26 protein-coding genes and 1 riboswitch are annotated in these 25,655 nt (G+C 40.4%); of the genes, 24 read left to right on the forward strand and 2 right to left on the reverse strand.

What is annotated here, in order from left to right:
- The first annotated feature begins 51 nt into the window (after positions 1 to 51).
- The 18 genes from pyk to HUK45_RS04445 all read left to right on the forward strand — a co-directional run bounded on the left by pyk (position 52) and on the right by HUK45_RS04445 (position 17,342).
- Positions 52 to 1,473 carry a pyruvate kinase gene (gene pyk / locus HUK45_RS04365; protein ID WP_191911252.1) on the forward strand — a complete coding sequence of 474 codons (1,422 nt, stop codon included), beginning with the start codon at positions 52 to 54 and terminating at the stop codon, positions 1,471 to 1,473.
- 153 nt (positions 1,474 to 1,626) lie between these two features.
- Positions 1,627 to 2,520, forward strand: coding sequence for a CvfB family protein (locus HUK45_RS04370; protein WP_191911253.1), 894 nt, complete (start codon positions 1,627 to 1,629; stop codon positions 2,518 to 2,520).
- On the forward strand, positions 2,504 to 3,382 hold the full coding sequence (locus HUK45_RS04375; RefSeq protein ID WP_191911254.1) for a tyrosine-type recombinase/integrase: 879 nt from the start codon (positions 2,504 to 2,506) through the stop codon (positions 3,380 to 3,382). The genes HUK45_RS04370 and HUK45_RS04375 overlap by 17 nt, the downstream gene beginning before the upstream one ends.
- A gap of 20 nt (positions 3,383 to 3,402) precedes the next feature.
- Complete coding sequence (locus tag HUK45_RS04380; protein WP_191911255.1) at positions 3,403 to 3,762, forward strand: reductase; 360 nt, start codon at positions 3,403 to 3,405, stop codon at positions 3,760 to 3,762.
- Positions 3,752 to 4,549, forward strand: a complete 798-nt coding sequence (locus HUK45_RS04385) for a segregation and condensation protein A (protein WP_191911256.1) — start codon at positions 3,752 to 3,754, stop codon at positions 4,547 to 4,549. Before HUK45_RS04380 ends, HUK45_RS04385 begins: the two co-directional genes overlap by 11 nt.
- On the forward strand, positions 4,512 to 5,147 hold the full coding sequence (scpB, locus tag HUK45_RS04390) for an SMC-Scp complex subunit ScpB (RefSeq protein ID WP_191911257.1): 636 nt from the start codon (positions 4,512 to 4,514) through the stop codon (positions 5,145 to 5,147). Before HUK45_RS04385 ends, scpB begins: the two co-directional genes overlap by 38 nt.
- On the forward strand, positions 5,119 to 5,841 hold the full coding sequence (locus HUK45_RS04395) for a pseudouridine synthase (protein WP_191911258.1): 723 nt from the start codon (positions 5,119 to 5,121) through the stop codon (positions 5,839 to 5,841). Before scpB ends, HUK45_RS04395 begins: the two co-directional genes overlap by 29 nt.
- Before the next feature lie 62 nt (positions 5,842 to 5,903).
- A riboswitch (FMN riboswitch) is annotated at positions 5,904 to 6,021 on the forward strand.
- Between the two features lie 118 nt (positions 6,022 to 6,139).
- Positions 6,140 to 6,721 (forward strand): ECF transporter S component, encoded by a 582-nt coding sequence (locus tag HUK45_RS04400; RefSeq protein WP_191911259.1) that lies wholly within the window; start codon positions 6,140 to 6,142, stop codon positions 6,719 to 6,721.
- A gap of 149 nt (positions 6,722 to 6,870) precedes the next feature.
- A complete protein-coding gene (locus HUK45_RS04405; RefSeq protein WP_191911260.1) occupies positions 6,871 to 7,662 on the forward strand; it encodes a YpbB family protein in 792 nt (263 codons plus the stop codon).
- On the forward strand, positions 7,663 to 7,908 hold the full coding sequence (locus HUK45_RS09785; protein ID WP_413230820.1) for a hypothetical protein: 246 nt from the start codon (positions 7,663 to 7,665) through the stop codon (positions 7,906 to 7,908).
- On the forward strand, positions 7,901 to 9,367 hold the full coding sequence (locus HUK45_RS04410) for a RecQ family ATP-dependent DNA helicase (protein WP_191911261.1): 1,467 nt from the start codon (positions 7,901 to 7,903) through the stop codon (positions 9,365 to 9,367). Before HUK45_RS09785 ends, HUK45_RS04410 begins: the two co-directional genes overlap by 8 nt.
- 62 nt (positions 9,368 to 9,429) lie before the next feature.
- Complete coding sequence (locus HUK45_RS04415) at positions 9,430 to 9,996, forward strand: SAG1386/EF1546 family surface-associated protein (protein WP_191911262.1); 567 nt, start codon at positions 9,430 to 9,432, stop codon at positions 9,994 to 9,996.
- A 16-nt stretch (positions 9,997 to 10,012) separates the two neighbouring features.
- Positions 10,013 to 10,684: a (d)CMP kinase gene (gene cmk / locus HUK45_RS04420; protein ID WP_191911263.1), complete on the forward strand. Its 672-nt coding sequence runs from the start codon at positions 10,013 to 10,015 to the stop codon at positions 10,682 to 10,684.
- 88 nt (positions 10,685 to 10,772) lie between these two features.
- Complete coding sequence (gene rpsA / locus HUK45_RS04425) at positions 10,773 to 12,008, forward strand: 30S ribosomal protein S1 (RefSeq protein ID WP_191911264.1); 1,236 nt, start codon at positions 10,773 to 10,775, stop codon at positions 12,006 to 12,008.
- A gap of 84 nt (positions 12,009 to 12,092) precedes the next feature.
- Positions 12,093 to 13,406 carry a ribosome biogenesis GTPase Der gene (gene der, locus HUK45_RS04430; RefSeq protein ID WP_191911265.1) on the forward strand — a complete coding sequence of 438 codons (1,314 nt, stop codon included), beginning with the start codon at positions 12,093 to 12,095 and terminating at the stop codon, positions 13,404 to 13,406.
- A gap of 203 nt (positions 13,407 to 13,609) precedes the next feature.
- Positions 13,610 to 13,885: an HU family DNA-binding protein gene (locus HUK45_RS04435; RefSeq protein ID WP_003717019.1), complete on the forward strand. Its 276-nt coding sequence runs from the start codon at positions 13,610 to 13,612 to the stop codon at positions 13,883 to 13,885.
- Between the two features lie 138 nt (positions 13,886 to 14,023).
- Positions 14,024 to 15,289, forward strand: coding sequence for a tetratricopeptide repeat protein (locus tag HUK45_RS04440; protein ID WP_191911266.1), 1,266 nt, complete (start codon positions 14,024 to 14,026; stop codon positions 15,287 to 15,289).
- A gap of 133 nt (positions 15,290 to 15,422) precedes the next feature.
- Positions 15,423 to 17,342, forward strand: coding sequence for a KxYKxGKxW signal peptide domain-containing protein (locus HUK45_RS04445; protein ID WP_191911267.1), 1,920 nt, complete (start codon positions 15,423 to 15,425; stop codon positions 17,340 to 17,342).
- 220 nt (positions 17,343 to 17,562) lie between these two features.
- Here HUK45_RS04445 and HUK45_RS04450 read toward each other — a convergent pair whose 3' ends face one another.
- On the reverse strand, positions 17,563 to 18,249 hold the full coding sequence (locus HUK45_RS04450; RefSeq protein ID WP_235971997.1) for a phage integrase N-terminal SAM-like domain-containing protein: 687 nt from the start codon (positions 18,247 to 18,249) through the stop codon (positions 17,563 to 17,565).
- A 145-nt stretch (positions 18,250 to 18,394) separates the two neighbouring features.
- On the opposite strand from HUK45_RS04450, the gene HUK45_RS04455 reads away from it, so the two are divergent.
- The 4 genes from HUK45_RS04455 to HUK45_RS04470 are packed head-to-tail and all read left to right on the forward strand — an operon-like array spanning position 18,395 to position 23,010.
- Positions 18,395 to 19,633, forward strand: coding sequence for a CCA tRNA nucleotidyltransferase (locus HUK45_RS04455; protein ID WP_191911268.1), 1,239 nt, complete (start codon positions 18,395 to 18,397; stop codon positions 19,631 to 19,633).
- Positions 19,614 to 21,524, forward strand: coding sequence for an ABC-F family ATP-binding cassette domain-containing protein (locus HUK45_RS04460; RefSeq protein ID WP_191911269.1), 1,911 nt, complete (start codon positions 19,614 to 19,616; stop codon positions 21,522 to 21,524). The genes HUK45_RS04455 and HUK45_RS04460 overlap by 20 nt, the downstream gene beginning before the upstream one ends.
- A gap of 15 nt (positions 21,525 to 21,539) precedes the next feature.
- Positions 21,540 to 22,502 (forward strand): thymidylate synthase, encoded by a 963-nt coding sequence (locus HUK45_RS04465; RefSeq protein WP_191911270.1) that lies wholly within the window; start codon positions 21,540 to 21,542, stop codon positions 22,500 to 22,502.
- Positions 22,503 to 22,521: 19 nt separating this feature from the next.
- Positions 22,522 to 23,010 (forward strand): dihydrofolate reductase, encoded by a 489-nt coding sequence (locus HUK45_RS04470; protein ID WP_191911271.1) that lies wholly within the window; start codon positions 22,522 to 22,524, stop codon positions 23,008 to 23,010.
- Here HUK45_RS04470 and trhA read toward each other — a convergent pair.
- Positions 22,999 to 23,637: a PAQR family membrane homeostasis protein TrhA gene (trhA, locus tag HUK45_RS04475; RefSeq protein ID WP_191911272.1), complete on the reverse strand. Its 639-nt coding sequence runs from the start codon at positions 23,635 to 23,637 to the stop codon at positions 22,999 to 23,001. The two genes, HUK45_RS04470 and trhA, sit on opposite strands and share 12 nt — an antisense overlap.
- A 182-nt stretch (positions 23,638 to 23,819) precedes the next feature.
- Between trhA and HUK45_RS04480 the strand changes: the two genes are divergently transcribed.
- The gene (locus HUK45_RS04480) at positions 23,820 to 24,662 is read left to right on the forward strand and encodes a DegV family protein (RefSeq protein ID WP_191911273.1); all 843 of its coding nucleotides are present in this window, start codon (positions 23,820 to 23,822) and stop codon (positions 24,660 to 24,662) included.
- 119 nt (positions 24,663 to 24,781) lie between these two features.
- Positions 24,782 to 25,654, forward strand: a complete 873-nt coding sequence (locus HUK45_RS04485) for an SGNH/GDSL hydrolase family protein (RefSeq protein ID WP_191911292.1) — start codon at positions 24,782 to 24,784, stop codon at positions 25,652 to 25,654.
- Position 25,655 lies beyond the last annotated feature (1 nt).

A 25,655-nucleotide genomic window follows, 5' to 3' on the forward strand; every position in this document is an offset into this window, starting at 1 on the left:
ATGCGATTGCAAACCGCAGTTGATGCATAAATGCAAAGGAGAGATTCATTTATGAAGAAAACCAAGATTGTAAGTACACTTGGTCCTGCAAGTACAGATGTTGACACCATTGTTAAGTTGATTAATGCTGGTGCAAATATTTTCCGGTTTAACTTCTCACACGGTGACCACCCAGAACACTTGGGTCGGATGGAAAACGTTAAGAAGGCCGAAGAAATTACTGGTAAGCACGTTGGTTTGATGCTTGATACCAAGGGTGCTGAAATTCGGACAACTGTTCAAAAGGAAGGTAAGATTACCTACGAAATCGGCGACAAAGTTCGTATTTCTATGGATCCTTCAATTGAAGGTACTCATGACAAGATTGCCGTTACTTACCCAGGCCTTTACGATGATACTCATGTTGGTGGCCACGTCCTCTTCGATGATGGTTTGATTGACATGCTGATCGACGAAAAGGATGAAGAACACAAGGAACTTGTTTGCCATGTTCTTAACCATGGTGTACTTGGTTCTCGGAAGGGTGTTAACGCTCCTGGCGTTTCTATCAACTTACCAGGAATTACTGAAAAGGATAGCAGTGACATCCGCTTCGGTTTGGATAACAAGATTAATTACATCTCAGCTTCATTCGTTCGTAAGGCACAAGATGTTCTTGATATCCGTGAACTCCTTAAGGAAAAGAACATGGAAGACGTTCAAATCTTCCCTAAGATTGAATCACAAGAAGGTATCGATAATTTTGAAGAAATCATTGAAGTTTCTGATGGTTTGATGGTTCCTCGTGGTGACATGGGTGTTGAAATTCCTGCTGAAAATGTGCCAATTGTTCAAAAGCACATGATTAAGCGTTGCAACGAATTAGGTAAGCCAGTAATTACTGCTACCCAAATGCTTGATTCAATGCAAGAAAACCCACGGCCAACTCGTGCCGAAGTATCTGACGTTGCTAATGCTGTCTTTGATGGTACTGATGCAACCATGCTTTCTGGTGAAAGTGCTAACGGTGACTACCCTGTTAAGTCAGTTGCTATGATGAACGCTATTGACATTAAGGCTGAAAACCACCTTTGGGAATTTGGTACTGAAAAGTTTGATTGGGATAAGTCAGACGTTACCGAAACTATTGGTTCTGCTGTTGCTAACGCAGCTAAGGACTTAGATATTCACACCATTGTTGCTTACACTGCATCTGGTTACACTGCTAAGATGATTTCTAAGTACCGTCCTAATGCTGATATCGTTGCTCTTACACCTAACGAACGAGTAGAACGCGGACTTATGATCAACTGGGGTGTTCAACCATACGTTGTTGATGAAATGAGCAACACCGATAAGATGTTTGACTTGGCTGCCAAGAAGGCTGTTGAACTTGGCTTTGCTAAGAAGGGTGACAAGATTATCGTTGTTGCCGGTGTACCTTTGGGTGTTAAGGGTGCTACTAACATGATGCGGATTAAGACTATTGACTAATTAAGTCTTATAAAGTTATCAGAATAATGAAAGAAGTTGAGAGGAATTCTCAGCTTCTTTTTTGTTTCCCATAGTACTAGTAAAATTAGTTAGAGCCGTGTAAAATTATTTATTAGTAAAATGAAATCGGATTAATGAAAGTGAGATTAGTTGATGAATTCAGCATTAGGAAAAGTTGTTACGGCAGTAATGATTGATGAAAACGAAAAGGATTACTTTGTCCAACCTGACCACAATGGACAATACCGGTTACCGAAGGACGAGAGCCCTCAGGTTTTGCATATCGGTGGGCAAGTTCGGGGATTTGTCTATGAAAACGAAGATCACCAACTACAAATGACGTGTAAGCATATTCCAACTGTTCAGGTAGACCATTATGATTACGGAACTGTAGTTAGTGTCCGTCGAGACCTAGGAGTATTTGTTGATATTGGTTTACCAAATAAGGATATTGCAGTTTCATTAGATGATCTGCCATCATTAAAGCACCTTTGGCCACAACCGGGTGATCGGCTTCTCCTCGCTCTCCAGGTGGATGATAAGGACCGGATTTGGGGCAAATTGGCAGATGAGCAAATTTACCAGGCTATTTCGACTGCCCCTAATAAACGACTGTTAAATCGGGATACTTATGCAACTGTTTATCGGCTAAAAATGAGTGGTACTTTTGTATTAACTGACGGTTACCATCTTGGTTACATTCATCCAAGTGAACGTGATCAGGAGCCGCGGCTTGGTCAACGAGTAAAAGCTCGGGTGATTGGTCTTTCTTCTCACGGTGGGTTGAACCTCTCACTCAAGCCGCGAGCTTACCAGGCAATTAGTGAGGATGCTAAAATGCTCCTTGCAATGCTGGAGCATAACCCAAACCACCGCTTACCATATACTGATAAAACGGATCCGGGTGTAATTCGGGAAGTTTTTGGCATTAGTAAAGGACAATTTAAGCGAGCAATTGGGCACCTTTTAAAGGCCGATTTAGTAACGGAAGAAGAAGGACAATTAGTTCTCCTAGAAAAGAAAAATGATAATGCAGGAAACAATTGATCACTTTATTGATTATTTAATGACTCAAAAGGGTCGTTCACGAAATACGGGAGAAAGCTACCGTCATGATTTAGAACGATGTGCGGCTTTTTTTACCGCTAGTGGTATTAATACATGGCATGAAGTAGATCAGTATGCAGTAATTAACGTTATTGCTGAGATGAAACGTGAAGAGCGTGCTAGTACCACAATTAATCGGACGATCTCAAGCCTTCGACAACTTTATCGCTACCTTTTACGTCGGCATGAGGTTCAGGCAAATCCAATGGACTATATCGACCTTGAAGAAGTTGCAGTAAGAAAGACTCCCGTAACGTTATCCCAGCAGGAAATTGAGCAGTTGTTTGCGATCCCTGACACAACTACAGTTACTGGCTTACGTGATCGGACGTTGCTGGAGTTAATGTATGGAACGGGGATGCTGGTTAGCGAACTAATAAATTTAAGGCGTTCGCAGGTCCATTTTGATCTACAAATTCTGCAAATTCAAGATAACCCTCGTCAACAACGAATTGTTCCTCTTGGCAAAATGGCTAGGGAATGGTTGGCAAAATACCTTAAAGCAACTGCAGGTGTTTCAAGTGACTACGTTTTTTTAAATGCTCGTGGCGGGAAAATGACGCGACAGGGAGTTTGGAAAAACTTTAAGGAGATTGTTCGAAAATCCGGTCTATCAAAGAAAATCACATTACAGACGCTTCGCCATACTTTTACTGCTGACTTATTGAAAAATGGTGCTAGTTGGCAAGCAGTTCAGACGTTGCTTGGTCGAGAAACCGGTCGTGAAAGTTTTGAGTCGTATATTCGCTTTAATACACAAGAACTTGTGGCGATTTATCGTCGTTGCCATCCACGAGCTTGAATTAATCAGAAGGGGAAAGTATGCTAGTTAAATATCGAAAAGACTATGAGAAAATTGCAATGGGTCTCCTATCCTTTCTTCCAGAATTACGGGATTATGATCAGCTAGCAAGTGCAATTAAGTTTTCTTTAGATAAAAATTACCAGATATACTTATGGAAAGATACCGATGATAATCACTTTATCGGGATTATTGTTATAGAGGTAGGGGAAGCGTACGTTTTGGCTCGCCATCTTTCTTTTACACCGACTGATCGTTCTGGGAAAAATGTTTATGCGTTACTAACTGCAATTCACGAGCAATACCAGAATCGTCGATTAATGGGAACGTTAAAAACACAACCGCTAATATCAAACTGGGAGCGAAATAATGAAAAATGATCAGGAAGTGATCCCGCGGTACCCTTTTCAGCCTACTTTAAAAATTGGTAGCTTTGAAGGGCCGCTCGATCTTCTTTTACACCTAATTCGTCAGTCGAAGATGGATATTTATGACATCCAAATTGAGCAGATTACTCAACAATACTTTGATTATTTACGGGCAATGAAGAGTCACCAACTTGAAGTAGCTGGTGATTATTTTGTGATGGCAGCAACGTTAATGAATATAAAAAGTCGCTTGTTATTACCACAACCAGAAGTAGAAGTAGCGGAACCAAGCGAAGAAGTGGCGGATCCACGGCAAGAACTGGTCGAACAGCTACTGGAATATCAACGTTACCAAAAAGCGGCATCTCATTTGAAAGACAAAGCTGATTTTCGGCAAGCTGAGTATACCAGACCGGCAATGCATGTTCCTGCTGAGATGATTGCCCAGCATGTTGAACCTGGAGTTACCCTTGGACAGCTTCAACGAGCATTTGCAGATGTTCTTAGGCGCCGTCAATTAGCCGCACCGGTTCACGAAACGGTAGCAGCGGAAAAGATTAGTGTTACTCAACGGATGAGCCAGGTCTTTGCAACCGTTAGTCAAGCAGCAACGAGGTTTAATGATTTGTTTGCTGGTCAATGTACCCGTGATGAACTAGTAACAACCTTTTTAGCAGTATTAGAGCTAACTAAGCATCAGGCGATTGCCGTTCACCAGGACGAGCTATTCGGGCCAATTATTTTAGTGGAGGGATCAAAGAGTGAACAATATCGAGCCAACAAACCTAGCCAAAATTGAGGGGCTTCTTTTCATTAGTGGGGATGAAGGAATTACGTTAGGCGACTTATCAAAGATTTCCGGTTTTATGAAGCCGGCTGTACTTGGATTGCTTCAACAGTTAAAAACGAAGTATGAAAATGATACTGGTTCAGCACTGGTATTGTTAAATAGTGGCGATACATATCGGTTAGCAACTAAACACGAGTTGTCGCTGGTTATTAAGCACTATTTTGAGGTACCACTGACAATCCCACTAACACGAGCATTGCTGGAGGTCTTGGCAATTGTCGCTTACCGTCAACCAATTACTCGTTTGGAGATTGATGATATTCGTGGCGTTCAGAGTTCAGGATCGCTTCAGAAATTAATGGTTCGGGGACTGATTGATACCCATGGACGATTGGATGCTCCCGGAAGGCCATTTTTATATGTAACAACGGATAGCTTTTTGGATTATTTTGGCTTATCTTCGTTGAAGGATTTACCCCCACTAGCTAAACAAGAAGATCTTGATTTAGATGACATGAATAATGGTGACCTATTCTTGGAAGCGTTACAGGCACGACAGAAACAACAGGAGGAAGAAAATGGAACGTCTACAAAAAGTAATGGCTGAAGCAGGAGTAGCATCGCGTCGAGCCTCAGAAAAATTAATTGCTAGCGGTCACGTTCAAGTTAATGGAAAGACCGTGACAGAAATGGGAATTAAGGTTGGCGAACACGATGAAGTTGTAGTTGATGGTGTTCCACTACATCAAGAAGCTCATGTCTACTACTTGTTAAATAAGCCCCGCTCTGTAATTACGAGTGCTCATGATGATAAGGGGCGGCGAACGGTTGTGGATATTTTAAAAGAGGAAGGAGTAGAGGAACGGGTCTACCCAGTGGGAAGGTTAGACTATGATACTACCGGCATTTTACTATTAACTAATGATGGTGAGCTTGCTAACCGCCTAATGCATCCTAAATTTGAAGTAGAGAAAACTTATATTGCAAAGGTGCGGGGAATCATTAATAATAATGATTTGAAGCAATTGCGAATAGGTGTTGAGGTTAATGGTCGCTTAACTAAAAAGGCAAAGAGTCGGTTAATTGAAACTGACCATAAAAAGCAGACTAGTTTAGTCAAATTAACAATCCATGAGGGACGTTATCACCAAGTTAAGCTAATGTTTGATGCAATTCAGCATCCTGTAATAAAACTTCACCGGGAAACCTATGGACCACTAGATCTCCACGGCTTGCAGTCTGGCGAGTTTAGGGAGTTAAAACAGGACGAGGTTAAGCTTTTAAAGCGGATCAGTAAATAGAATGTCAAGCATTGACAGTTTGAAAAATTACTTGTAAAATATAAGTGTAAAAATTTAATAGAAATTGTCTTCAAGGCGGGGTGAAATTCCCGACCGGCGGTATAGCCCGCAACCCATCTTTATGGTTGATCTGGTCAGATTCCAGAGCCGACAGTATAGTCTGGTATGCAGAAGATTCTACTACACTTATTTAAACATGAATTATAAAATGCACGTTGCCGACGGACAGATTAGGTAACGTGTATTTATTTTATGTTTAGGTAATTTTGAAGACAATCTCAATAAGAGGTTGTTATTGATGGTTACATCTCATCAAAAAATTCACCAAATGGTGGGTGTTTGTTCACTAAGTGCGTTGGCGTTTATTTTAATGTTGTTTGAATTTCCCATTTTACCAGTGGCCCCTTATCTTAAAATGGATTTTTCTGATTTGCCAGTATTGATTGGCGGGTTTATCTACGGTCCTGCTGCTGGGGTAATGATTGCTTTCCTGAAGTGCCTAATTCATGCAATGACACGCGGCTTTTCTGCTGGGGAATTAGTTGGGATTCTTGGTAACTTTCTTTCATCATTAGCCTTGCTGTTACCATTCTGCTGGGCATGGAAGCACAAGTCGTGGTCATTCAAGCGTCAATTATGGTTAGGAAGTATTTCGTCAACAGTTACTTTAGTTGTAGTGATGGCGCTATTAAATTGGTGGGTACTAACACCGCTATACATGGCGCTGTGGAATTGGAAGTCAACCTTGCCAATTCCGGAATTAATCGCGGTGGCAGTTATTCCATTTAATTTGATTAAGGGAGTTCTTGTTTCAGCCGTCTTCGCATTAGTGGCTGTTCGCTTAAAATCTTGGCTTAGTCAAAAGCAGCTTGAGCATTAATAATTAAAGACTTTAAGATCGGTGTTTAGTGTTCCATTAAGATGGACATTAGAGACCGGTCTTTTTGTTTCTTTTAAAGATAATCTAATTTTAATTCAGATCATTTTCACTGCTTTTCGTTATAATTAATTAGAGTGGAGAGTGAAAAAATGAACAACTTCTTGTTAAAATTCTTTGATGAACATCAGCCACGACGGATCAGGGTAATTGAAAATACGTTAAAGAGCCGGCGAACAGTATCAACCCTCTTCTGGGCTAAACAGTACGGTATTCTTAATTGGACGGGGGCAGATCGCTCATTAGAACGAAAGCAGGTTGAAAACGCAGTTGCAGAATTAATTAAGGCTAACTTAATTCAGCAGAATCTTGACGGGCAGGTGCTGTTAACTACTTTAGGAGTCCTGAGACAAGAGGAACTGGCAGGTGAACAGTATCAACCCCATTTTTATGATTGGTACTGGTTAGCTAACACGCAACGAATTGAACAACGGTTATTGCTCGGCATACAAGTTGTCTCTGAATTGTCATACCACAATCGTTATTATGCTCCGATAGTGAATGAATATCGTGAACAGCAAATTGTAAAACAGTGGCTTCTTAGCTGGCGAGGAAATATAATTAGCGATCTGATACAAGAGCTTGAATTATTTGGCGATTCGTTGGAAAGTGCTGATGAGCGACTAGCGAAATATTTCTTTTATTCCCTCATTGGTCACGGAATTACTGGCAAAAACGATATGCAGCTTAGTGAACAGTTAGAGCTTCCCGGTTACCAACTACCAATTATTAAACAGGATGCCTTACTAGCAATTGCTGCATTTGCTAATAGCTATCACGGCGTTTTGAATTGCTTATTAACGGATTTACTAGCAAAAAGTCTGTTAAGCCAAAGTGCTAACCAAACATTAATGTTATATCAACAAGGAATTTCGATTAGTTAAATTGCTCAAAAAAGGAAAATCAAGACTAACACTGTTCGTGAACACCTATTAGAAGCTGCAATCGTTTATCCTGAATCGATTGATTGGGATCGAGCTTTGCCGGTAAGTGTTCGGAATCAACTAGCTGAGCACTATCAAGGAAAAATAGAAGACTGGCAATTTGATCCAGAAATTGTTCCAGGCGGACCAGCGGCGTTCTATTACTTCCGGCTCTATCAATTGTATGAGGAGAGAGTAAATGATTAGTGATCAACAACTGTTAACAAAACTAAATGAACAATTTGGCTTCACTGCCTTTCGTGACGGTCAACGAGAAACGATTAAAGCAGTTCTTAATCATCAGGATACCTTGGCTATTCTGCCGACTGGTGGCGGGAAATCATTGCTTTACCAAATGCCGGGATATTTATTACCCGGGACAGTCTTGATTGTGTCACCGTTAATTTCCTTGATGCAGGATCAGGTTGATCGACTTCATCGTTCTGGCGAAAAACGGGTTCTAATGATAAATGGTCAGCTGACAGGTAAAAGCCGGCACCAAGCCTTACAGCGTCTTTCTTCGTTTAAATTTATCTTTACTTCACCAGAATCGCTTGCCAATCCTGAGATTATTAACAAGTTAAAAGAAGTTCGTATTACGTTGTTTGTTGTTGACGAAGCCCATTGTATTTCACAGTGGGGTCCTGACTTTCGCCCAGAATACCTCTTACTTAGTTCAATAAGGAGGAACCTCGGTTCACCAACGACACTTTTACTGACGGCCACGGCGACTCCGGAAGTGCGTCAGAATATTATTCAAAAGATGGGGTTGAAAGGAGAGACAGTTACTCAAGTAATTCGTTCTGTAAATCGGTCCAATATTTATTATGCAGTAGAACGTTTCATCTCCGTTAACGAGAAGGAACAGTATCTAATTGATTTAGTTAATCGGTTAGCAGGCTCCGGAATAATTTATTTTGCAAGTCGTAAATTAGCTACGCAGTTTGCTGAAACGTTAAACCAGAAAACCAATAAGACAGTGGCTGCTTACCATGCGGGAATTGCCTCAATAGACCGCTACCGTCTGCAGCAACAGTTTATGGAGAATCAGATTCAGCTAATTTGTGCCACTAGTGCTTTTGGGATGGGGATTGATAAGGAAGATATTCGCTTTGTCATTCATTTTCATGAACCAGCGAATCTAGAAAGCTATGTTCAAGAGGTTGGCCGAGCAGGTCGTGATGGTAAACCAAGTCTAGCATTGCTTCTCTATTCTCCAGGCGATGAACAGATTCAACGCACGCTAAATTATATTGAACTTCCTGATAAGGAATTATTAAATGCTGTAAGAGAGAAACGTCAGCCTAGTAGTGCTTTGGGAGATAATCGAGAATTATTTACTTTCTACCTTCGTCACGGTTATGATGGTGAGACAATTATAAAAGCATTTAGAAACAGACAAGCAAGTCTGAAAAAGCATTTAAATTGGATGGCAAGGTACATTAATAATACTAAATTGTGCCGCCGACAAATGATTTTAGAATACTTTGGTGAACAGTTAGCTAAACCCCAAGTGCCATGTTGTGACATTACCGACGAAACATTGCTTCAACAGTTTGAAAAAAGCGATGATGGGTTAACTAAGCATACACAACCAACAGTAAAACTAAATTGGCAAGAACGACTTTATCAGTTATTTAATATTAATCATAATAAAGAAAACTAGACATTCTATGATTATTTGCGCTACAATCAGAATGTTAATTTTATAAAAAAGGAGGGGCAACCATGAGTGAACGACGGGAAGAAAGTCGTGAGGCTAACGACAAGCTATGGGATAAGAAGTTTGCTGATAGTGAAGATTTAGGTAGTGATGGTCATCTGTCACGAACCGAACATCGTCGGCAGAGAGAACATAATTCTACTATTACCACTATCTTGATCGTTTTAATAATTATTTTAGCGGCTATTCCGTTGATATACTGGGTTAACCATAAGCAAACGATGAATCATCCGGTAAGAACTGAACGGTTAGCGCAGTCACGATCAACTAAAAAAAAAGCCCAGCCAAAGAAACGGGAAGCCAGTTCAAAGAGACACAATTCTCTGAGTTCGTCTAGTAAGACTAACGCGAGCTCGGTAACAAGTATGAGTAGTTCTTCATCGGTTAATACAAGTTCTTTCTCATCGGCGAGCCAATCATCAAGTATGATTCGCTATGCTACTGTTCCTCGTAACGGTAGCTTATATCGTGTTGCAGCACAGAACGGAATTTCTGTTAATGAATTAATGCGGTTAAATGGTTTAACCCCGAATGCACATTTAAGGCCGGGACAACAGTTAAGAGTTCGGTAAATGAGGAGTGAATTGAATGACGATTGGATTACAAGTTGCAATTGATGGGCCAGCTTCGGCAGGTAAAAGCACCGTTGCGAAGAAAGTCGCAAAGAAGTTCGGGTATGTTTATTGTGATACGGGAGCAATGTATCGGGCGGTTACCCTTGCGGCTTTACAACAAGGATTAGTAATGACTGATACCGAAAAGATTAGTGAACTAGCAAAGCAGATCAAGATTACTTTTCAACCAGCGGAACCAGAACAGCGAGTATTTATTAATGGGCAGGAAGTAACACGCGATATCCGACTTCCTAAAGTTGCCAAAAATGTTTCGGCAGTTGCTGCGATCCCAACTGTGCGTCAGGAAATGACCAAACAGCAACGGCAAATTGCAGCTGAAGGCGGAATTGTAATGGATGGTCGCGATATTGGAACAACTGTTTTGCCTCATGCCCCAGTCAAAATTTTTATGGTAGCAACTGCCCATGAGCGGGCGCGGCGCCGTTATTTAGAAAATAAGCAAAAAGGGATTACGACCACAAGTCTTGAAGAGTTACAGCGAGCAATCGAATTACGTGATCAGAAAGATTCAACGCGGAAGGTTTCACCGCTAACTCAAGCTAGTGACGCAGTTCGATTAGACACAACTAATTTAACAATTGATGAAGTTGTTGCTGAGATTAGTAAAATAATTAAAAAAAACTGAAAAACATTTAGCATAATTACTGGAAATGTGAGCGCTCATCTAGTAAAATAGTTTTTAGAGTTGATTGTCGCAAGGAGGATTTTTTTTAATGGCTGAAAACAACGAAAACAAAAACGATATGTTAGAAGCTCTTGATAGCATTGAAACTGTAAAAGTGGGTGATGTTGTTAAGGGTGAAGTATTGGCAATTGATGATGATCGCCAAGCTATCGTTGGTATTAAAGATGCAGGGGTTGAAGGTGTCGTCCCTGCTAAGGAATTATCAACCAAGCCAGTTGAAGACATCAATGACGCAGTTAAAGTCGGTGACGAACTTGATTTAGTAGTTATCTCTAAGATCGGTAACGATAAGGAAAATGGTAGCTACTTACTTTCACACCGTCGTCTTGAAGCACGTAAGGTTTGGGATGACGTTCAAAAGAAGTTCGATGCTGGTGAACACATTACTGCTAAGGTTACCCAAGCTGTTAAGGGTGGCTTAGTAGTTGATGCCGGAGTACGTGGCTTCGTCCCTGCTTCAATGATTACTGATCACTACGTAGAAGACTTGAACCAATTTAAGGGTCAAGAACTTGAATTCAAGATTATCGAAATCGAACCTAGTGAAAACCGTCTTATCCTTTCTCACAAGGAAATTGTTCAAGCTCAACATGAAGAAGCAGCTAAGGAAATCTTTGCTAAGCTTCAACCAGGCGATGTTGTAGAAGGTAAGGTTGCTCGGATGACTAACTTCGGTGCCTTCATCGACCTCGGTGGTGTTGATGGCTTGGTTCACGTTTCTGAAATTTCTTATGATCATGTTGACAAGCCTTCAGATGTATTGGAAGCAGGTCAAGAAGTTAAGGTTAAGGTCTTAAATGTTGATCCTGAACGTGAACGGATTTCACTTTCAATCAAGCAAACATTGCCTGGACCATGGGATGACATTGAAGAAAAGGCTCCAGAAGGCAGTGTCCTTACTGGTACTGTAAAGAAGTTAACCAGTTTTGGTGCTTTCGTTGAAGTCTTCCCTGGTGTTGAAGGTTTGGTACACATTTCCCAAATCTCTCACAAGCACATTGCTACACCAGCTGATGTATTGAAGCCTGGTCAAGAAGTTAAGGTTAAGGTCTTAAACGTTGATCCTGAACATCAACGTCTTGGTTTATCCATGAAGGCTCTTGAAGAACGTCCAAAGGATGAAGAAAACAACGGTAACGAAAACCGTGGTCGTCGTCGTCCTCGTCGTAACAATAACCGTAACTTCATGAACAACGCCCCTGAAGAAGAAAGTGGCTTCTCAATGGGTGATTTAATTGGTGATCAATTAAAGGGCTTGAAGTAATCGAGACCACATATTTAACTTAGAAAGGGGTATGGCATTTTGTCATACTCTTTTTATTTCAAATAAAAGAAGGAAGGTGTAAAAATGGCAAATCCAGTTGTTGCGATTGTTGGTCGTCCCAATGTCGGAAAGTCAACATTATTTAACCGAATCGCTGGTGAACGGATTTCTATTGTTGAAGATACACCGGGAGTTACCCGAGATCGAATTTATGCCCATGCTGAGTGGCTAGGCAAAAATTTTAACCTAATTGATACTGGTGGAATTGAGATTTCTGATCAACCGCTTCTTACACAAATTCGTCAACAGGCAGAAGTAGCGATTGATGAGGCAGATGTCATCGTTCTGGTTGTGGATATTCAAAATGGTGTTACTGATGCTGATGAACAGGTTGCTAAAATTTTATATCGTTCAGATAAACCAGTTGTCTTGGCTGTTAATAAAGTTGATAATCCAGAACGGCGAAGTGATATTTACGATTTTTACTCATTAGGTTTAGGGGAGCCTTATCCAGTTTCTGGAGTTCACGGTGTTGGTGTCGGTGATTTACTTGACGCGGTGATTAATCATTTCCCTGAGACAGCTGATAATGAAGATGATGGGACGATTCACTTTAGTTTAATTGGTCGGCCGAATGTTGGAAAGTCTTCATTAGTTAATGCTATTCTAGGTGAAAATCGGGTAATTGTCTCAAATGTTGCTGGGACGACACGGGACGCCATTAATACTCGCTTTACGGCTAAGGATGGTCGTGAATTTACAATGATTGATACGGCCGGGATCCGGAAAAAGGGTAAAATCTATGAAAATACTGAACGTTACTCATTGATGCGGTCAATGCGGGCAATTGATGATAGTGACGTTGTTTTAGTGGTCCTAAATGCTGAAGAAGGAATTCGCGAGCTCGATAAGCATATTGCTGGTTATGCTCACGAAGCAGGCTGTGGAGTTATTATCGTTGTTAATAAGTGGGATACAATCAAGAATAAAGACCACCGGACAATGACTGATTTTACAACTTTAATTCGGAATGAATTCCAATACTTAAGCTATGCGCCAATTATCTTTGTTTCCGCTAAGACTAAACAACGGCTAAACCAATTGCCAACGATGATTGAAGAGGTTTACGATCATAGTCGTCGACGAATTCAATCAGCTGTTCTTAATGATGTTCTGATGGATGCATTAGCTGCTAACCCAACGCCAACTCAAAATGGGCGGCGGTTACGAGTATATTATGGTACTCAGGTTGCTATTCAGCCGCCAACATTCGTTATTTTCGTCAATGATCCGGACTTAATGCATTTTTCATACCAGCGTTACTTAGAGAATCAAATTCGCCGGGCGTTTGATTTTACGGGGACACCAATCCGAATTATTAAGCGAAAGCGTCAGTAAATCATTCAATTTGGTTATAAATTTCTGAAAAAAGGGTGAAAAAGCCTATAAACCGCTTGTCATCAAGGTTTCACTATGCTAATCTTAACAATGAAATTATACGAGTTCTTCGTATGTTTCGTTAATTTTGGACCACTCAAAATTAACATTCATTCATTGATGTAATCAATTCTGGTTACGTTAAATGTTGGAGGTGAAATTCAATGGCTAACAAAGCAGAATTAGTAAGTAATGTTGCAACTGCAACTGGTTTAACTAAGAAGGATGCTACTGCTGCTGTTGATGCAGTATTTAGCTCAATCCAAGCATCATTAGCTAAGGGTGAAAAGGTTCAATTGATCGGCTTCGGTAACTTTGAAGTACGTCAACGTGCTGCTCGTAAGGGTCGTAACCCACAAACTGGTCAAGAAATCCAAATCCCTGCAAGCAAGGTACCAGCATTTAAGCCTGGTAAAGCTTTGAAGGATGCTGTTAAGTAATTTTGGATTACTTGATAAACATTTAAAGGACTGTGAACGTCATGCTCACGGTCCTTTTTTAGTGCGGCTAATAACTGTTTTTGACCTAACTATGCTAAGATAATTAATGTGATGTGGGGATAGTAGAGGAGGAAAATAATGACTTATTCTGAAAAAATGTTAGAACAGATCCAGGCTGGACAAATGTCAGCTGCCCAACAATCCTTCACTGAAGCCCTGGCTAAGGACAGTGATGATATGGTCTTTAGCTTAGCAGAGGAACTTTATGGAATGGGATTTCTGCACCAAGCACGGCAGGCTTACCTCCATTTGTTAGCTAAATACCCGAATGAAGATGAGTTACGGGTTAATTTGGCGGAAATCGCGGTTAGTGAGGGTCACAATGACGAAGCTTTAGCATATTTAGCTCAAGTCCAGTCTGATTCGGATGCTTACTTGCAATCGTTACTTGTGGCAGCTGATTTGTATCAGACCGAAAACGAATATGAAGTTACGGAAGAGAAACTGAAGGCGGCCTATCGGATTGCTTCTGATGAGCCAGCAGTTCAGTTTGCCCTTGGTGAATTCTATTTCATGACTAGTCGGTTTGATGAGGCCATTCAATATTATTTTGAGTTAATCCGAAACGGTTATACAGAGTTTGCAAAGGTCAATATTGCGGGTCGCTTGGGAATTTGTTATGCGCAAAGTGGTCAATTTAAGCAGGCACTTGGCTACCTAAATCAGGTTAGTCCAGAGTACCGAACCAGTGATATTCGCTTTCAAACCGGCCTGACAGAATTAGAGTTAGGCAAGACGACCGATGCAATTAAAACATTCAATGACTTAATCAAGGATGATTCTCAATACGCTTCTGTTTACCCTGAGTTAGCCAAAGCATATGTTAAGGAAAATAAGTATCAGCAGGCACTGAAAACGCTTCAAGAAGGGTTGGCTGTCGATCAGTACAATGCGCGTTTATATGCACAAGCGGCTGACGTAACTAGCCACCTGGGGAACAATAAGCTGATGGATGAGTACTTGAAGAAGGCTCATGAGTTGGATCCTGATAACTTAACAATTACTTTAGAGTATAGCAATTTTCTTTTGCATACGCATAATGATGAAGCTAACGTGAAACTGCTAGAACCGCTAATTGAAGAGGATGAAGTTGATCCGCAGATTTACTGGAACCTCGCTTGTTCATACCAGCGCTTGGAAAAATTTGACCTTGCTAGCAAGTACTACCGGGAAGCGGCAGTTACTTATAGTGAAAATCCAACTTTTCTAAAGGAATTAGTGAACTTTTACCGTGAGGCTGGTGATACTGAACAAATGGTTGAAGAATTGAAGCATTATCTAAAGCTCGTGCCAACAGATGATGAAATGCAAGAGTTACTGGAACAGTACGAAGAGGATTATTAAAATAAACAAAAGCAACTAATGATTAAGATGCTTAATAATCATTAGTTGCTTTTGTTGTATAAAAACACTTGATTTTTTATGAGGGGGGGGTAGTAAGATCTGTCCTAACGACAGGTATTAGGAGGAGTTAATAATGAAAGAACATAAGAAATTATATAAGTCCGGGAAAAATTGGGTAACCGCAACAATATTGACAGCTGCAATTACCGCTACTGGATTATATGCTAGTTCACCAGTTCATGCAGCAAATGATGAACAAAATACTAATTCGACAGTGGCCCAAATCCAGAATGACCAACCTTTGACCGTGAGTGACGCTCAAACCAATAATCAGTCAATTGATAATGCTTCAAAGCAGGCTGAGTTAGAGCAACAAATTAAGCAAGCTCAGACTGAAGTTCAGCAAAAGCAGAATGACTATAATAATGCTAAAACTGCCCAGGAAGAAGCTAGTAAAGAGCTTATGAAAATCGGTGGAGATTGGGCAAGAAATCAGCGATATGTAAGACAATATAAAAATTACGCGCCCACAACGATAGATCTATATAATAAAACAGATACTCAATTATTTGCAGATTATGACCGATTGAGGAGTGAAGCTAACGATTTATTGACTTCAGAACCGGAAAAGTTGCAAGAACAATATTATAATAAATGGTTAGATGCTTATAATAAAATACAACAAATATATGATAATCGTAGGGGACATTTTTCTGATCAGGATCAAGCTACTATTGAAGAACTCACTAAGGAGAGGGAGAAATACAATGCAAAATATCAAGAAATGATCCCCTTAGTGAAACAAGGAAACAAGGCTTACGAAAAGGCATCAGCTGACTCTCAAGCCGCTCTTACTAAATGGAGAAAATTTAGGGATTCACCTTTACATACTGAGAATTGGGCAAACCTAGGCGGATGGTATACTTTTGATCCATCGTACCTATCCCCAGAGGATCAAAATAAGTACAATAAAGCAGTTGCCTTTTTGAACCAATATAGTGCAAAGTTAAATAAAATTAATGATGATTATACACAAGCTGCTAGAAACAATGATAATGCAACTCAAGCAGTTAATCAGGCCAGCAATGCCTTAGCACAAGCCAATTTTAAGTTAACAGCATTAAAAGCTGAGCTAGCAAAATTACAGTCAAGCGATAGCAGTGCTGGTTCGAGTGCAGCAAAACCAAGTGATAGCAGTGCTAGTTCGAGTGCGGCCAAGCCAAGCGACAGCAGTGCCAGTTCGAGTGCAGCTAAACCAAGTGACAGTAGTGCCAGCTCGAGTGCAGCTAAGCCAAGTGACAGCAGTGCCAGCTCGAGTGCGGCCAAGCCAAGTGATAGCAGTGCTAGTTCGAGTGCAGCTAAGCCAAGTGATAGCAGTGCCAGCTCGAGTGCGGCCAAGCCAAGTGATAGCAGTGCTAGTTCGAGTGCGGCCAAGCCAAGTGATAGCAGTGCTAGTTCGAGTGCAGCTAAGCCAAGTGATAGCAGTGCCAGCTCGAGTGCGGCCAAGCCAAGTGATAGCAGTGCTAGTTCGAGTGCAGCTAAACCAAGTGACAGTAGTGCTAGTTCGAGTGCAGCTAAGCCAAGTGACAGCAGTGCTAGTTCGAGTGCGGCCAAGCCAAGTGATAGCAGTGCTAGTTCGAGTGCAGCTAAACCGAGTGATAGCAGTTCCAGTTCGAGTGCAGCTAAACCAAGTGACAGTAGTGCCAGCTCGAGTGCAGCTAAGTCAAGTGACAACAGTGCTAGTTTAAGTGCGGCTAAACAAAGCGACAGCAGTGCCACTCAATTAAATACTAGTTCAGGTGTAGCTCAGTCAATAAATGATGACAAGGTTAGTTTTGGTGCGGCAGATATCAAGAGTGGATTAGGTGATAAACCAGCTCAAGTAGCATTTGTTGCACCTAATAGCTCACAAGCAAGTAACCCAAGTTCAAACCAAAGCCAAAAGAAAAATAGTCTTCCACAAACTGGAAATGATAACTCAATATCATTAATTGCATTAGGCGCCCTTACAGCTATCTTTGGCTTAGGAGTAGTTAAAAAGAAACAATTCTAATTTCAAGTAAATAAAAGTCCCTTAACTTTCAATCCGAATGACAGAAATGTCAGGAAACGGAGTGTTAGGGGACTTTATTTATTATGGTTAATCAGTTGCTTTTGATAATACAGTAGTGAAGCTGGGTCCAACCGTAATTTCTCCATCAATTGGGCAGGAGAAAGCTTTGGATGATTGTTGAGTTCGTAGAGAATGTATGCCTGATGGAGAAATTTTGGGGCTAGGCTAAAGTAAAGGCAAGATAACCTTCATCTTGACGCAGGTATTTATGCAGACCAGCATTTGAAAGTCCGGGATTATCCGGTGAGAACCGCTGCTTAAGAAAGATTTGGGGAGAATGTTGGAGTTCTTGTAAGGGCTTAATGAAGAAATTAAAGTTACTGATGAATTTCTTCTCGGTTTCATTAGCAGGACTAAGCTTTTGCCAAACGTTTTCAAAACCGGGAGCAAGGAATTCACTAACCGTGTATCCGCGACTGGAGAGAAAAATTGTTAGGCGAGTGTAAAAGTGAATTTGGTTATCCTGGAGAATTTCAGGAAGCTTTTCAAGCCACTTAGTTGTTAACCGCTTATTATTGCTAGTTGCTTTCCCGTGGATTGTCAGGGTTGGGTAAATCTTGATTAACTTATGAGTAAAAAGGTAACGAAAATAACGATTCAGGTGGGAAAGGTTCTTGTTGTAAGTGCTAAGGGTAATCTTTTCATTTTCTTTTAGGGCAGTCAGGAAGGCACGAACGTCGGTTTCGGTAAGGTTAATTAGCTGAGGACTAGTAGCAAATTCTGGTCGATTGTCCATGAGAAAAGTGAAGAAATGAGTTAGGGTAGCATCGTAGGTCTTAATTGTTAGTGGTGCCAGTCCCTGTTGATTTAAGAATAATTGAAAACGGTCTTGGTATGGGTAATTCATGTTTCGTCTCCTTGATAAGCAGATATTTACTTTAACTAACATTTTAAACCAAAATCACTCAAAAGAAAAGAACCCACAACAGTTCACACGCCCTTGCTAGATTTGCTATAATCGAGGTTGACTAAAAAATGAAGGACTTGATTAAATGATCATCAAACACTTACCACCAATCTTTGAACCTACACGACCAGTACTCCAAAAAATTGAGGAAGCAGGATTCGAAGCCTATTTTGTGGGTGGTTGCGTTCGTGACACGATCTTAGGCGATTCAATCCATGATATTGATATTGCTACCAGTGCTTATCCAAGTGAAATTAAAGCGATTTTTAACCGCACCGTTGATACTGGGATCGAACATGGCACGGTGATGATTCTTGATCATGGGACGGGATATGAAACCACAACATTTCGAACCGAATCTGGCTACCAAGATTTTCGGCGTCCTGATAAGGTAACCTTTGTTCGGTCGTTAAGCGAGGATCTTAAACGGCGTGATTTTACGATTAATGCACTCGCGTTGAAGGAAAATGGTGAGGTAATTGATCTTTTTAATGGTTTAGACGACCTAAAACATCATTTAATCAAGGCTGTCGGGGATCCTAATGAGCGATTCCATGAAGACGCATTGCGGATGATGCGCGCTGTTCGCTTTGCTAGTAAATTGGATTTCGTAATTGCTACAAAGACCCTTGATGGGATTAAGCAGAATGCACCTCTGTTGGACAAAATTGCGGTTGAACGGATTCGAGTCGAATTCGAGAAATTATTACTAGGACAAAATCCGGTAGCAGGCCTGAATGAGTTTCTGCAAACGGGTCTTTATCAATATTGTCCAGGATTATCTGGACAAAAGGAAAAATTAAGTGGTCTGTTATTATTAAATAATTGGCAACTTCAAAACAATGAGCAGGCATGGGCTACACTTGTGACCCAACTTGGCTTGAGTTTACAAGAGAGTGGTAAGTTTCTTCGCCGGTGGAAGACTTCTAACGAACTGATCACCAATGTGAAGAAGATGCTTCCAGTGATTGCTGGATTAAGAACTAGTGATTTATCACCGCTAACCTTATTTAAGGCTGGGAAAAAAGCTGTCCAGGATGCTAATCAAGTTGCTAAATTATATGGCTGGGCAATTCCTGATGAACAATTAATGAAGCAGTACGACTCATTACCCATTAAAAGCGGTAAAGAACTGGCTGTTAATGGGGGAATTCTAATTAATGATGCAGGGATAAAGCCTGGTCCATTACTAGGAAAGATCATTAAAAAGCTAACAGTACAAGTTGTTAACGGTGAATTGCCTAATGATAGGGAAAACTTAATTAATGAAGCAGAAAAAATTAAAAAAAGAGGGATAAAACGAGATGCAAACAATGCAAGCTGAGGGATTAACCAGTACTTATGGTGAGAAAACCCTGTTTGATAATGTCTCCTTTATAATTAATGAAAACGATCGAATTGGTTTAATCGGTGTTAACGGGAGTGGGAAGACCAGTCTCCTTAACGTTATCAGTAAGCGGACGAGTCCGGAAAGCGGCTCGATCACTACACCAAATGACTACACGATTGGGTATCTGCAACAACAGCCAGCGCTTGACCCAACCAAAACGATTATGGATGCAATATTTGAAGGCGATCAGCCTGTTTTTCAAACTATTCGGGAATATGAACTTGCACTTGATCGTTTTAGTAATCATCCCGAAGATCCTCAAGCAATGGATCAATACACGAAGTTACAAGCAAAGATGGATCAAGAGGATGCATGGGAAGCTGATAGCCGGGTTAAAACGATCCTTACCCAATTAAAAATTAAGAACGTTAGTCAAAAGGTTAGTGAATTATCTGGTGGTCAGCAGAAGCGAGTAGGGCTAGCACAGGTATTAATTCAACACCCAGATTTATTGCTTTTAGATGAACCAACCAACCACTTAGACCTTGATTCAGTAGTTTGGCTTCAAGACTTTCTTGCTTCTTATAAGGGAGCAGTCCTTTTGGTAACTCACGATCGGTACTTTCTCGACCAAGTTACTAACCACATCTGGGAATTGTCATTTGGTCACCTTTATCATTATGATGGTAATTATCAAGACTTTGTTCGGCAAAAGGCAGAACGGGTAGAATTAGCTAAGGATACCGAGAAAAAGAATCAGCAACTATACAAGAAGGAATTAGCATGGATGCGAACCGGTGCTAAGGCCCGATCAACCAAGCAAAAGGGACGGATTAATCGTTTCCATGAGCTTGAAGATAAGGTTGGTAATCTAAAAACTGACGAAGATATTTCAATCAATTTAGGCTCGCAACGGCTTGGTAAAGATGTAATTAAATTTAAAAATGCCGATTTGACTCTGGGTGATCATCGAATTCTCCATAATTTTGATTGGTTAGTTCAGGCGGGTGACCGAATTGGAATTACTGGTGAAAACGGTGCAGGGAAGACCAGCCTGTTGAATGTGATTGCACAACGGGTGCCATTAGATAGTGGGGTGCTCAAAATTGGTGAAACGGTAAAGCTTGCTTATTACACTCAGCAAACTGAGGGAATTGATGATGATAAACGAATGATTAGTTTCCTGAGTGAAATTGCTGAAAATGTTACCGATAAGGACGGCAATAAGCTCAGTGTTACCCAGCTTCTTGAGCGATTTTTATTCCCCCGCTTCATGCACGGAACGTTGATTAGAAAGCTTTCAGGTGGTGAGAAACGCCGTCTGTACTTGCTGAAAATCCTTATGCAGCAGCCCAACGTCCTTCTTCTTGACGAACCAACTAACGATCTTGATATTGGAACATTAACGGTTTTAGAAGATTATCTGGATAACTTTGCGGGAACTGTTATTACAGTTTCTCATGATCGCTATTTCTTGGACAAAGTAGCTGATGACTTGTTAATTTTCCACGGTAATGGTGATATTCAACGTTATACTGGACGTTTTACTGATTACCTTACTGATGCTAAAAAGCAGGCTGAAGAGGAGCAACAACAAAAACGAGCTGCAAAAAAGCAACAAACTGCCAAGCGTCAACAGCCAATGTCAAGTTCAAGCGAAAAGAAAAAAACTAAGCTAACGTATGCGGAAAAGTTGGAATGGGATCATATTGACGATGATCTTGATCAACTTGATAATAAGCGTAAGTCAATTGAGAAACAGATGACCGAACAGTCTGCCAATTATCAAAAACTAGCTGAATTGCAAAAGGAGCTAGATCAGGTCAAAAAAGAAATTGACAATAAAACAGCGCGGTGGGAATATTTAAGTAACTACATTGACTAACAGTGAGGATACGTAATGACAATCAATGAAAATGAACAACAATATTTAAATTTAGCGCAATATGTGTTGGAGCATGGTCACACTAAGGGTGATCGTACCGGCACGGGAACAAGATCTGTTTTTGGCTATCAAATGCGGTTTAATCTTGAAAAAGGATTTCCACTACTTACAACCAAGAAGGTTCCGTTTGGCTTAATAAAAAGTGAATTGTTATGGTTTCTTCGGGGAGATACTAACATTCAATTCCTTTTAAAACACAAAAATCATATTTGGGATGAATGGGCATTTAAAAAATGGGTAGAGAGTGATGAGTATCATGGTCCAGATATGACGGATTTTGGTCATCGCTGGCTTCAGGATCCTGAGTTTAAGAAGGTCTATTTAAAAGAAAAACGTGATTTTTGTGACCGGATTGTTAACGATGATGATTTTGCTAAGAAATATGGTGACTTGGGATTAGTTTATGGTAGTCAGTGGCGTCACTGGAAAACTAGCAATGGGCAAACAATTGATCAGATTGCTAATGTGATTCATCAAATAAAGACGACTCCGGATTCGCGGCGGATGATTGTTTCTGCCTGGAACCCGGAAGATGTTCCATCAATGGCCTTACCTCCTTGCCATACGATGTTCCAGTTTTATGTGAATGACGGGAAGTTAAGTTGCCAACTATACCAACGAAGCGCCGATATCTTTCTTGGAGTGCCATTTAATATCGCTAGTTATGCATTGTTAACGCACATGATTGCTCATCAATGCGGGCTGCAGGTAGGTGATTTTGTTCATACTTTGGGGGATGCTCATATTTATTTGAATCATCTTTCACAGATCAAGGAACAATTATCACGAACGCCACATAAGGCGCCTAAATTAATCTTACCGGATGAACCTAAGCCGATTGACGAATACCAGATGAGTGATATTAAATTAGAAAACTACACTCACGAACCAGCTATTAAGGCACCAGTTGCAGTTTAAATTAAGGGGAGACAAAAAAATGCGTGAAGTTAATTTTATTTGGGCTGAGGATCTTGATGGTTGGATTGGGAAGGACAATCAGCTGCCTTGGCATGTTTCAGCAGACTTAAAACATTTTCGCAAATTAACAGCTAATCACCCAATTATTATGGGAAGGAAAAACTATAATTCGATTGGTCAGCCGTTACCACACCGGCAGAATATTGTGTTAACACATCAATCAATTGCTAATGACCAGGTTACGGTTGTCCATGATGTTGAAACTCTCGACCAGCTGATTGATGCGTTACCGGATAATCAGGTATATGTAATTGGTGGTGCACGAATTTTCTCCTTAATGATGCCGTTAGTAAATAAACTTGAGCGAACAATCATTAATGGTCATTATAACGGTGACGTAAAAATGCCATCGATCAGTTATGATCAATGGCATTTGATTAACCGTGATGAAGTTAATGAAGATGGTCAGACTAGTTGTTGGTTTGAAACCTGGGAGTTAAACAAATAAAAGGATTGAAAAGAACATAAAGGTAGTTCCTCCTAATACAAAGATATGCCAAATAAGGTGAGTGTACTGTGTTGGCCGACTGTAAAATAGTGCGCCGATTGTAAAGGTTAAGCCACCCGCAAAGAGCAAGCCAAACCCCACTGGACCTAAGGCATCCCAAAGCGGCCAAAAGGCGACAATACATAACCAGCCCATCAGGACGTATAAGAGAGTTGACCAGTGACTTTTTTTCCTTAACCAAATACTTTTGTAAACAACGCCTATAATTGCCAGCGCCCAAATAACTCCAAATAGGGTCCAGCCTTGCCAACCCTTAATACTTACAAGACAATAAGGAGTATATGTCCCAGCAATTAGGATATAGATAAAATCATGATCAAAGATTTGGAAAATTCGTCGTGCTTTGGTAAAGTAGAGCGAATGATAAAGTGTAGAGAAAAGATAAAATAATACGAGGGTACTTCCATATATTGTAAAAGTAACGATTCTCATTGGGCTACCCGTATGCACGGCCTTAAGTATTAGGAGTACTAAACCAGCAACTGCAAGGGCGAGACCAATCCCATGGGTAATTGCATTTCCAATTTCAATAATTACTGAATGCTTTGTTTCTCTGCTTTTTTCCATTTTTCTACCCCTTTCGTGTAATGTAGCAATGAATTTTACCGCTACTTTTGCTATACTTAAATAATAAATAAACAAGTTGACCAGCGCAAATTTATATCGCATAATGGTTCATGAAACTTTGCCATCTAGTTTTTAAGACTAGATCATTATAACATAACATTTTCTAGGAAGAGTGAATTTTCATGGGAAAGATTAAGATCGTTTGTGATTCCTCTGCAGGATTAACAGAAGAAGAAATAAAGAAGTATGACATTACTGTTGTTCCATTAACGGTAATGATTGATGGAACTGTATATGTGGAACGGGAAACAATTACTAATGACCAGTTCCCAGAATTAATGAAAAACGCTAAATCATTGCCTAAAACATCCCAACCACCAATTGGACGGTTTGTTGATGCGTTTAACAAACTTGGTGAAGACGGTAGTGAGGTTCTATGTGTCAACATGATGGAATCTATTAGTGGAACTGTTCATGCAGCTGAACAAGCTGCTGGAATGACGAAGACTAAGGTTACTGTTTACGACTCCCAGACAACCGACCGGGGAATGGCTTTCCAGATCATTGAGGCGGCTAAAGTAATTGAAAATGGTGGCTCTGTTGAGGATGCGATCGAACGAATGAAGTATGTTCTTGCACATTCTAAGCTTTATTTGGCAATTGATAACTTAGACAATTTGGTTGCTGGTGGTCGTGTCAGCAAATTTGCGGGGGCTCTCTCTAATTTATTAAACATTAAATTAATGCTTCAAGTTTATGGCGGCCAGATCCATATTATTATGAAGGGTCGGGGAAAGAAGGCCCTTCATAAAGAGTGGAATCGAATTTTAGATGAAATGAAAAATGGCCCTAAAGTTATGGGCGCTGGTATTTCTCATGTTGAAGGGGATAGTGAAGTCAACCGTCTTTTAACGAAGATTAAGGAATTTGAACCTAATCTCGATATCGTAGTTCGGGAAACCGTGCCGATTATCGCCACACATACAGGTTTAGGAGCTTGTTGTTTGCTTTACTATACTGAATAGTTTAAATTTAAACATTTCGGAAGCGGTCATAGTCAATATGCCGCTTTTTTTGGTAAAGGGTGAAATAATAATGAAAAAAAATAAAGTGGTTATGGGGCGCCTTGTTGGTTGCTCTTCTTATGGTTGGTGGATGGTATGGTTATCAGCATTTTATTCAACCATCTGTAAGACAGGAACAACAAGTTAAACGTGTAGAAAAGCGTCACGTGAAGTTGGTAGCAGTCGGTGATTCGCTTACCTATGGACAGGGTGATGAGAAGAAAAATGGCGGCTATGTAGGCATTATAAAGCAGAAAATTCAGGATAAGTATAAGAAAACTAGTGTTTCGACCGCTAACTACGGTATAAGTGGTGATCGTTCTGACCAGATCCTTGCTCGGCTAAATAAGCAGGCAGAGATGCGGAAAGATTTAAGAAACGCTGATGTAATCATAATGACTGTTGGTGGTAATGATTTAATGCAAACACTGGAAAAGGACATTATGATGCAATCACAAGCCAAAATCCAGTCGAGCATTAATCAAGCACAGGGGATATATGAGAATAAATTAAACCAACTATTTACAGCCGTAAGAAAAGAGAATAAACATGCACCGATCTTTGTAATGGGTATTTATAACCCGGTTTATACATACTTCCCAGATGTAGCTGCAATTAACGACTCAATCAATCAGTGGAATCAGGCAACTCGAAGTGTCACAAAGAAATATTCAAAAATGCATTTTGTTAGTATTTATAAGGTAATGTCATATGGCCAATACCAAACAAAGGCTCAACGACAACAATTGATTCAACAGGAAGAAAAGGTGAACCATGGAAAGGTTCAGCAATCACAACTGTTATCGATCATGAGTAACAAAGACCGTAATCTGAACGAATACATTTCGACTGAAGATAATTTTCATCCGAATAATTTAGGATATCAGCACATGGCAAGTCAATTGTTTAAGAGCATGGTTAAGTATGATAGTTGGGAATATGTGAGGAAATAGT

Source organism: Limosilactobacillus urinaemulieris, assembly GCF_014838745.1.
In the GTDB taxonomy this organism is placed as follows: Bacteria; Bacillota; Bacilli; order Lactobacillales; family Lactobacillaceae; genus Limosilactobacillus; species Limosilactobacillus urinaemulieris.